Raw genomic sequence first — 9,136 nt, 5'->3', positions numbered from 1 at the left:
GATCAACGGCGTCGAGCCCTTCGCCTATCTCAAGGCCACCCTCGAAGCCATCGCCGCCGGCCATCCGCAAGGCCGCATTGATGAACTTCTCCCGTGGACCTTCAAGTCGTCAAGCTGAACCTGGGGTGGGATGCAGCCGCCGCTTACGCCCTGTTCGCTCAACGTCTCGAACATCTTCTTTTTAGATGCATAGGCGCGACCGGTGTTGAGATCGAAGGTCAGCGGCTGGAACTCGATCTTGGTGACCCTCGGGTCGACCTCCGCGGCGGCTGCGATCGTGCCTTCCAGCATGCTTTCAGCCTGGTTCACATCGCGCATCTTGGTACCAGAAATCAGGCTAACCTTCTTTTGGTATCCGCGTTTTCGAATTTGGCGCGCAGGTTCAGCGCCCTCGTCTGCATTCATTTGAAATCTCTCAATACATCTTTGGGTTGATGTCGGGAGACTTGGCCGAACTGCGGGCGGGAATCTGGTTTAAAGGTGGCTTTCCGGGACTGATCGGTTTCAAGGTGGTAGAGGAATGCTCGCCAAGTCATCCTTCAAGAGACGCACCTTCGTCTGCAAAGTTGGGCTCGGGCACCGATAGAAGTCCCCGGCGCAATCAACGCATTATGGAACGAAATCGCGCTTCAGCCTGCTGATGGGCGCATCTGAATTGCCGCTCGATACAAAGCGACGTCGGCTGGCTCCGGCATCTTACCGGCGAGTGCTTCGCACGCTTCAACGGTCTTGAGAGACAAACCCGACCGGACGGCGATCTGATCTTGAGTCAAGTTCGCGGCGTCGCGCAGCGCCCGCAGTTGCATGGCGAGATCGATTTTTGCGCGAAATTCGATCTCGCGCTCCGCGATCTCGGGGCGCGCTTCAAGCATTTTGTCTCGAAAGCGTTTCATCGGATTCTTATAGCACGGTTTGAGGTTTTCTGGGAGCCCGGCTGCTTCAGTCTAAGCTGATGTTAAACTTTCCTTGGCTCATTCCATAGCCTCGCTGATCGCTGTGAACGCGCTGGCAACGGCTAAACTCTATGTCCTAACAGTATGGCGACAGTTCCCAGTTACGTGCTGACCACCCACGCTCTGCAACCTATCGGCACCAATTTCCGGGACGAGGCGGACAACGGGTTCGACCGCAAATGTAGCGCACGGCAAGACCTTCAGAGATCAAGAGGCTACCTACGTCTCTCCCGTCAACCCAAAGAGAGCCGCACTCGCGGCCATAGTTGCAGGCTCGTGTCCCTTCTGTGCCTGGGCGGCAAGCGCAGGCCACACGTTGAAAATCTATCCTTTTCGCGCCTCGAATGACTTCTCTGAGTCTGGAGGTTGCGCGCTGGCCTAAAGCATATTCGGCGTTGCAGGCCGCGGAACCGACCTCTGGTGTATTGAAGCCAACAAGGCGAACGTTGGCACGCTCGCCGCGAATAGCCACCGTATCACCGTCGATGACCCGTACGTCACTTGCAGCGATCAAGCGGCCTTTGGTGGGAGCCTGAGGGCTGCCAGCGGATGGATTGTGAGAAGATAGGTAACTCGTAGCCATCCAACCGGTCCCCAGCGAGGATCTAATCTGTGTCCAGCCTGCTTGTGAGCTGATCTTCTTGACCGATGTGCCTTGGCTCAAAGCCCCCATAATTTGATTTTCTGTGCCGGGGCCAGATCTCTGATTGACGCTTCTGCCAGTCACGAACAGAACCTCACTCCCTGTTTCTGAGCTCAGCGACTGAGACGGTTGGTGGGCAGGAGAAGTGTTGTCTGTATCCCGCGAGAAGATCCCCCCGAACAGTGCAATGAAACCGATAACAAGTAAGGCAGGGAGGCCCAGCTGGCGCTCTACTCGCCGAATTGCTCTTCGCGGGCCATAGATGACCCTAAGGGGCGAGGCGGGGCGCCTGGAGCGCGAATAGCTTTGACGGCGTGAGTTTGATGCTCTGGAATGGCGCCGCTTTGGTTCAGAGCGTGTAGCTCGAGAAGCTTCTGATATGTCGCCATCAGGCAGTTCTTGTTCTTTGGGAAGGTCCAGCAGCGCATAGAGTTTTCGATACTGGCGTTCGCTCAGTTTCGTCCGTCCTCCGTATCGCCGAAATCGCGCCTGCATATCCGCAAGGAACGAACGCTCCCACTCATTCAGCGTTCGAGCCTCTAAGCGCTCGTCTAAGCGCCTTTTGATAAGTTCGGTACGCTCCGCAGAGAAAGGCATCGTCCCCAAGAACTTCTGTTTTCCTGATGTTCAAAGGAATGCGATCTCTTGCGAAGGTGCAAGAAGAATGGCTCCCAGCGGCGATCAGGGAACAACGCGAAGGCTACCGAACGGTGACCACATCATCGTAGCGTCACGATCTTACGTGTGAACTGCCACAGGATTTTTTCCTCCACCATCGATTAGAGTCCGGCCCAACTTTGCTGATTAGCGGGCAAGGGACCCGGCACGGCGACCCTCCAGCGCCTCCAGAAAGGCGACCAGCAGTCCGACCTGCTCCTCGGTGATGAGCGAACCTGACGCCAGAATCGGCGATATAGCGTCGATTTCCGTGGGCGCCATCAGATGCTCCCCACCCTCGGCATAGGCGCGCGCGAAGCGATAGGGATCGAGATGCTGCCGGATCGCAACTACGAGCGTGTCGGCTTGGCCGTTGTGGAAATAAGGCGCGGTGAGCGTCACGTTCCGCAAGGGCGGCGTCCGAAAAAGAAACCGATCATCCGCCATGCCGGTGGCATAGAAACGGCCCAAGTCCTTCTCCTCCCGGATCTCGGGCACGCCGACGGAATGAAACCCGAAATCGCTGAAGACATCGCCCGCGTGGCAGACCGCGCACCGGCCGATGCCATAAAATACGAGCGCCCCACGCTTCTGATCCACCGAGAGGGCGGAAAGGTCTCCGGCGAGATAGCGATCCCAAGGTGTGTCGCGGGACTGGAAGGCGATCTCGATGTAATGTGCGAGCGCATTGCCGAGATGGGCCGGACGAACCTCGTCGGCCGTCCCGACCCCGTAACTCTTGCGAAACAGACTCCGATAGGTTCCCGCTTCCTCACCGCGCTCATCGCCCTCATAGAGACGCGACGCGAGGCGGGCCAGCACCGCCTCGGGGGCTGGCCTGCGGCGTGCCTCGGGAGCAAGAACATTGCCGGCGCCGGGCTCGCCAAGCATTTCCGCCGGGATAACGATCGGCCGCACCGATTGCAGCGCCATGAGATTCTCAAACCCAGTCGTCGACAGACCTTCGGGCTGCACCAGTCCACCCTGATCGGCGGCAGCCACGGCCTGAAGTCGGCCGTCCCAGAGCATCGTGGAGACATCGTTGTGGTCACGGTTCCAGAGATCTGGCACATTGCGCGCAGGAACGTCGGGCAACCAATTCGGTGACACGTCAAGTCGTGTCTCCAATGCAGCCCCGTCTGCAGTCGCTGAGGCCAAGACGTGGCAGGTGGCGCAAGTCCGCTCTCCTTGTCCACTCAGAAGCGGATCAAAAAATAGCCGTTCGCCGAGTCGGAACTTCGCATCGCGCAGGTCTTCTTTCAGGGGCAGTGGCGCGAGGTCGAAGAGCCGGGACGCTACGCGCAGTTGTGCATCGAGATGGTCAGCATCGCTCTGCGCCGCCCGCAGGTCTGGATAAGCGGGGTCCGAAGTCGCGGAAAGATTGAGGGCCGCGAGCGCATGCCGCGATACCCCGTCCGACAAAAGCTTCTCGGTGAGCGCAGTGTAGCTCTTGCACGGCAACCGGCCGATTTCGAGGGACTGGTCCAATCGCAAAGCCTGCGCCGCGTCCAGTTGGTCGTGTGTCTCCTCCGCGGTCTCTGCGGTGCGCAGGGCTTGGTCGCAGGCGGCGGCGAGGGTACGGACGTTCTTTTCCAGTCGGTGAAGCTCGATCCGCGGACGTAGCTCAGCAAGGTAGAACCAGGCCGGCAGGGAGAGACCGAGCCCGATGACGGCGATCCGGGTGAGGAGGTCGAGCAGGCCGCGCCGGCGCACCCGCTTCACCGCGCGGGCTCCGGATCGAACTCCAGCGCCGCGAGGAAGGCGACGAGCTCCGCGATCTCCGAGTCGCTGAGCTCGACCGCGTAGCTCGGCTCCAGCGACCAGCGCGCGATCTTTTGGTAAACCTCAGCCCGGTCGAGCGCCGAAAGGCTGCTGGTATCGATCTCTGCCAAAGGATCGACATGCGCCCGAATAGCCGCGGCAAGATCCGGCTCGACCCCGGAATGGGAATACGGCGCGGTCTTTGCAACATTGTAGAGTGGCGGCGTTCGGAAGGCGTACCGGTCCTGGGGGTCTTGTGTGAAATTGTAGCGGCCGTAGTCGATGCCGAAACCGTTGAAGCCGAAACCGAACTGCCCGAAGGGGATCGCGTGGAATTCAAGGTCGGAGAAATAGGTGCCCGTATGACAGGCGGCGCATTGCCCGCGCCCGTAGAATAGGAGTCCCCCGGCCAGTTCTCGATCGGTCAGAGGCTCATCTTCGAATACGAAGCGATGGAACCTCGTCTCCCGCAGCCGGAACTCGGAGCGAATGAACGCGGAAATGGCCTGGGCAATCTGCAGGTAGGTGAGATCCCCGACCTCGAGCCCGGATGCGCCCGCCAGAGGCTCGGCGACTTCCGGCGTTTCGCGGATGCGGCGAGCGATCTCCGTATGAACCCGCGCCGCAGCGCCAACGTCGCCCTGGCGTAGCCATTCGGTCGCATCGCTCTCCCCGATCATCTCGCGGAATTCCACCGGCGGCAGATGGACGGTCACGACCAGCGGGTCGTCGGAAGGTGCCATGGTGCCGAACTGGCTTTGGACGTCGCCGGAGCTGGCATCGACCCTCCCATCCCAAAAGAAGACGTCGAAGCCCACGCCGCCCCGCCCCCAGAGGGCGAGAGTGTTGCGCGAGAGAACGCCGGCCGGGCTCTTCATTCGCTCGACGCCTTTGCCGACGCCACCAGCCCCATGGCCGAGCGGCAGACCGTCCGCGGAGCCAAACTCCTCGAGATGGCAGTTGCGGCAGGAGACGTTGCGGGTGAGCGAGAGCAACTCGCTCTCAAAGAGCAACTTGCCGACCTCCGCCTTTTTCGGTTCGAACTCCGGCCAGGACTCTTCGACTGGACGCAATCCGTTCTCAAGCGCCGCCTTGCGCAAGACGGCCTCGCGCATGGTCTCGGCCATGGCTGGGGCGGAGCAGATCAGTGCGATAGCAGCGAAGAACTTAGTAGCGGATTTCATGGATCTCGATCACATCTTGCAAATCTGTCGCCTTAGCCTCGATCGCCTTGAGCGCCATGTAGCCAAGCGCCGCCTCGTCGAGCCCGATGAGCATCAACCGCTTTCGCATTAGGTCGTAATCCTGGCAGTCAATTAGGGCGACCTCGCTCGCTTCGAGGGCCCGCACGGTCTCGGCAGAGGGGTCGGCCTCCAGCTTCTGTTTAGCCAGCAGATGCGCACGCATTGAGCGGTCGCAGCGATAGGTTGCTTCTTGGTAAGCCGGCTCGGCGGCGATGATCACACCCCAGACCCAGAGTGGCGGAATCATCTGGCCGATGATCACGCCACAGGCCAGCACCAAGGCATACCGGACCCAATTACTTCGCAACGATATTGAGCGCATCGAGGACCTCGGGAGTGATGGTGCCGGTGATCTTCAGGTTCCAGTCCTTCTGAAACTTGCTGAGCGCGGTCCTGGTGCCGGTGCCAACGATCCCGTCGATGGCCCCGGTGTAGTAGCCATAGGTATAGAGTGCCGTCTGCACTCGCTTGACGATCTCATTGAAAGTCGCGCTGTTTCCGGGCAGCGTCTTCGGGGCCTGCGGCGCGCGCGGCATGACATAAGAGGGCGGGGTGCTGTTGCTCAAGGGTTTAGACGGACTATAGGTACTGCCGCCGCTCGAATATCCCCCACCGGAGGAGGAGCGATGGCTACCGTGTGATCCATGCGAGCCGTGACTCGAATGTGACCGGTGCCCAGCCAGAGTGTAGGTGTGCTCGCCCCGGAGAAGCTGGAAGAGCGAGGCCGATGGGTCGTCATGACGATCCGACCGGGGCGGGGCGATGGCCTGGGCCCCTTGCGGCGCGTAGCCCGCGGCCGCGAGCGTGATGGCGAATTTTCCGATCTTCTTCATTGCGGCCGTATCTCCATGAAGCCGTCCTCCTCCCGATACCACTCGAAAAACCCGGCGCAGCTGGCGCGTAGACTGCAGGCGCGGCAGGCCGGAAGATATTTCTGTTTCCAGTCCGAAATCGATCGTGCCGCGAGATCCCGATAGGCTCGCGGCACTGTGCAAAGCGGGAAATTGTAGAGCGTGACGCCTTGGCGTCGCGCGCGCATCAAGTCGATGGCCGCACCGAGACTGGCGAAGTCGATGCTGCTGTCAAAAAAGCATCGCGTCCAGTTCATCCGGCCATAGCCGATGCGCTCCATCTGCATGATTGCCCAGGTCGCGGCGAATGGCAGATGCCGCGTGATGAAATCTGCAAGGCGCGGCAGACAAAGAGCATTTTGCGCCAGAACCACGGTCCGCAGTTCGAGCGCGGCACCCGCGAGACCGAGCAATGCGAGATTCGGGGCCAGCTGTGCAAAGGCACCGGACTTGCCGACGATCTCGTCATGTGTCGCCGGGTCGTCGGAATAAATCGGCACGCCCCATAGCAGACGCGTTCGGTGCTTCCGCAACCATGCCAAATCGTCGCGCTCGAAATACTGACCATTGGTCAGAATGTGAAAGCTGAGATCGTCACGGGAGGCGAATACTGCGTCGATGAAGGCAAAGAGGGCGTCCTTGTGCAGGAGCGGCTCACCGCCGGAAAGGCCGATCTGCGCGCCGGGCGGCGCCAGTCGGGCGGCCGCGAGGAAGTGAGCGAACATGTCCTGATGCTGAGGTTTTGGCGGCTGGGAGCACATCAGGCAGAGTTGGTCGCATTGCTCGGTGATGAGAAACGTGTTGTGCGGCGAGGCCGCCCGGATGAGACGATGGGCGATCTGGCGGCGCGGATCGATCAGCAGCACATCGCCCGCGATCTCCGCGGGCGCGACATCCCGAAGTCGGAACGTGGCCAAGCCGGTCCGGTAGCTCAGGCCTCCCGCCTCCGACAACGTGAGGGTGGCATCTTCCTCGCATTGGGGCTCCCCTTCCGCGATGCGGGTCACAAATGGCGCGAGGCCCCGGTCGCACTCCGATTTGAGACGAAGCTGGATCATGGCGCGACGGGCCTCAGCGCCTCGGGAATACTCTCGAGCCCGAGCCAGCGCGACAGGCTGAATTCGACCTCCGGGTCGGTTCTATAAAGGAGCTCCATCGCGAGATCGAAGACGGCGAGGTGGCGCTGGCAGAACCAGCTCTCATGGCGCGGCACATCGATCCGGCCGCTGCGCGAGAGATCATCGATCGGATCGGTACCGCAGAAGGGCTGATAAGGGCAGTGGATGCAATCTGGATCGAAATTGTTGATGTGGCCCGGCGCCAGCAGGGTCAGTTTTTCCTGGTCCAGACCGTCGCTTACGTTGCCGATGGCGAGGTCGACCTGCCGGATGCGTGCCAGCATGCGCGCCTCGTCGCTGGGATAGATTTGCCCGTCGAAATCAATAACGGCATTCGCGCCGCTCGGGATGTTGGGATTGCGTAGATCGGTGTGGCTGTCCATCCCGGGCGCCAGGATGCGCCGCAGGCAATGGGCCATGTAGAACTCCTCCATCACCCGGCCCGTCCGCGCGTTTCGCGCAATCAGCGCCTCGATAAAGCCTCGGTAATAGTCATTCCAGGCGGCCGAAGTCCGGGCCTCGGGATGGCTCTTGCGGGCGAAGCCTTGGTAATTGACCGGGCGCAGGTAGAGCGAAGTGAAACCGAAAGCCTCATAGGCCGCGATCAGGTCTTCCGGATTGGGCGGCTCTTCGATGTCGATGGTCGGCAAGGCGGAGATCCGGCCGGGACCGATCCGGCCGATCACCTGTTTGAGGTTGCTGAGGAAAACTTCCGTCAGCGCGGTATCTCCTGTCCGATTCCGGGTATGGACCTGGTGAGGTCCGTCAAGTGAGGTGCTGATCAGCACGTCCTCGCTATCCAGAAACGCGAGGATGCCCTCATTAAGGGTTTGAAGGTTGCTGCAGACCACGAAACGAACACGGCGGAAGCGCCGGCGCGCGAAGGCGGCGACGGCCTCCAGAAGATCGAGCCTCAGGAACGGTTCCCCGCCCTGGAACTCGATCTGGATTTCCTCGACTGGCAGGTCGTCAAGAAAGCCCAGCACCTTTTGAAGTGTCTCCGCATCCCAGTCGAAACCTTGCGACGCAAGCGGCGCGCGCGAGACTTGGCAATAGGAACATTTGAGGTCGCAGCGCAGCGTAGGAATCAGGATGATATAGGCCGACCCGCCCCCGATATATTGGCGCCGCGACCACCGCGCCAGAAATCCGGTATGGGCGAGATCGCCCGCCCGCTCGAATGCGTGGCCCTTCTCCAGTAGGAAGCGTTCGTCCGACGGGCTCAACGCGTCGCGCGCATAGCGCCCAACGAACTCACTCTTGGCCAGGAAATAGGCGCCGGAGTCATCCGAGAGGATCGTCCGGCGATCGTCGAGATCGCGAAACCGAAGCGGCCAGACCTGCATCACCCTGCCAGCATCGCGTAGAGTTTCTGCCGCATCGGCAACGTCTGCCGGAAGATCTTCTCGCGATAAATCTGGTAGGTCACCTCGCGCTCGATCTGAGCGGGATCGCACTCAGACGCACCGTGCACTGAGATACCCTTGTCTGACCCGGAAAAGCCGAGCTCCGGATAAATATACCCAAGGCGCAAAAGAGCCGCAGGGATGCAAAGATCAAATTCTGGATCGATCGCGATATCGAGAATGGGGCTCACGGACATGTTGGCGGTCTCGAAAACTACTAATATAATCGGCGGTCAAAAAAGTGGCATAGCCTTCATTGGGCGCGAAATCCGGCAAAAATCAAGCCTATGACTCCCAAGAAACGCACATGGGGAGAAGTTTTCGTAGCGGGTGGCTCAACGACACCCGCTCTTTTCCGGCGTTTATGCTCAGTTCGCCCAATGCAGGATTCCCCGCTGGATTACGCAATCCGATTTCAAGGCGCAGGCGGATAACGTTAGAAGAAAGGAAGGGCGACGCTTGCTCGACTGAACACCCACTTGGCTCCGTGCGACAAGCCGGAT

At 60.5% G+C, this 9,136-nt stretch carries 11 protein-coding genes; 2 read left to right on the top strand and 9 right to left on the bottom strand.

Annotated features, from left to right (window positions below):
- Positions 1–118 (top strand): transposase domain-containing protein (locus F8R15_RS17860; protein WP_152845386.1); only part of this gene is annotated, 118 nt, incomplete at its 5' end.
- Positions 94–435 (top strand): hypothetical protein, encoded by a 342-nt coding sequence (locus F8R15_RS17855; protein ID WP_152845486.1) that lies wholly within the window; start codon positions 94–96, stop codon positions 433–435. The genes F8R15_RS17860 and F8R15_RS17855, both read left to right, overlap by 25 nt.
- A 194-nt stretch (positions 436–629) precedes the next feature.
- On the opposite strand, the gene F8R15_RS17850 is transcribed toward F8R15_RS17855, so the two are convergent.
- From F8R15_RS17850 to F8R15_RS17810, 9 genes are all read right to left on the bottom strand, one after another.
- Positions 630–893, bottom strand: a complete 264-nt coding sequence (locus tag F8R15_RS17850; protein ID WP_152845485.1) for a helix-turn-helix transcriptional regulator — start codon at positions 891–893, stop codon at positions 630–632.
- A 190-nt stretch (positions 894–1,083) separates the two neighbouring features.
- Entirely contained in the window at positions 1,084–2,091 is a 1,008-nt protein-coding gene (locus F8R15_RS22120) for an SH3 domain-containing protein (protein ID WP_368731093.1), read from the bottom strand.
- Positions 2,092–2,400: 309 nt separating this feature from the next.
- A complete protein-coding gene (locus F8R15_RS17840) occupies positions 2,401–3,975 on the bottom strand; it encodes a cytochrome c peroxidase (RefSeq protein WP_172976251.1) in 1,575 nt (524 codons plus the stop codon).
- On the bottom strand, positions 3,972–5,198 hold the full coding sequence (locus F8R15_RS17835; RefSeq protein ID WP_216644147.1) for a His-Xaa-Ser system-associated MauG-like protein: 1,227 nt from the start codon (positions 5,196–5,198) through the stop codon (positions 3,972–3,974). The genes F8R15_RS17840 and F8R15_RS17835 overlap by 4 nt, the downstream gene beginning before the upstream one ends.
- Positions 5,182–5,580, bottom strand: coding sequence for a TIGR03982 family His-Xaa-Ser system protein (locus tag F8R15_RS17830; RefSeq protein WP_253732734.1), 399 nt, complete (start codon positions 5,578–5,580; stop codon positions 5,182–5,184). Before F8R15_RS17830 ends, F8R15_RS17835 begins: the two co-directional genes overlap by 17 nt.
- Complete coding sequence (hxsA, locus tag F8R15_RS17825) at positions 5,555–6,091, bottom strand: His-Xaa-Ser repeat protein HxsA (protein WP_152845481.1); 537 nt, start codon at positions 6,089–6,091, stop codon at positions 5,555–5,557. Before hxsA ends, F8R15_RS17830 begins: the two co-directional genes overlap by 26 nt.
- Complete coding sequence (gene hxsC, locus F8R15_RS17820; RefSeq protein WP_152845480.1) at positions 6,088–7,167, bottom strand: His-Xaa-Ser system radical SAM maturase HxsC; 1,080 nt, start codon at positions 7,165–7,167, stop codon at positions 6,088–6,090. Before hxsC ends, hxsA begins: the two co-directional genes overlap by 4 nt.
- Positions 7,164–8,573, bottom strand: coding sequence for a His-Xaa-Ser system radical SAM maturase HxsB (hxsB, locus tag F8R15_RS17815; protein WP_152845479.1), 1,410 nt, complete (start codon positions 8,571–8,573; stop codon positions 7,164–7,166). Before hxsB ends, hxsC begins: the two co-directional genes overlap by 4 nt.
- Positions 8,573–8,830: a hypothetical protein gene (locus F8R15_RS17810; protein WP_152845478.1), complete on the bottom strand. Its 258-nt coding sequence runs from the start codon at positions 8,828–8,830 to the stop codon at positions 8,573–8,575. Before F8R15_RS17810 ends, hxsB begins: the two co-directional genes overlap by 1 nt.
- Positions 8,831–9,136 lie beyond the last annotated feature (306 nt).

It is taken from the genome of Thioclava sp. JE_KL1 (genome assembly GCF_009296265.1).
Taxonomy (GTDB): domain Bacteria; phylum Pseudomonadota; class Alphaproteobacteria; order Rhodobacterales; family Rhodobacteraceae; genus Thioclava.
The sequence above is the reverse complement of the archived record's forward strand: the minus strand, read 5'-3'. Positions and strand labels throughout refer to the sequence as shown.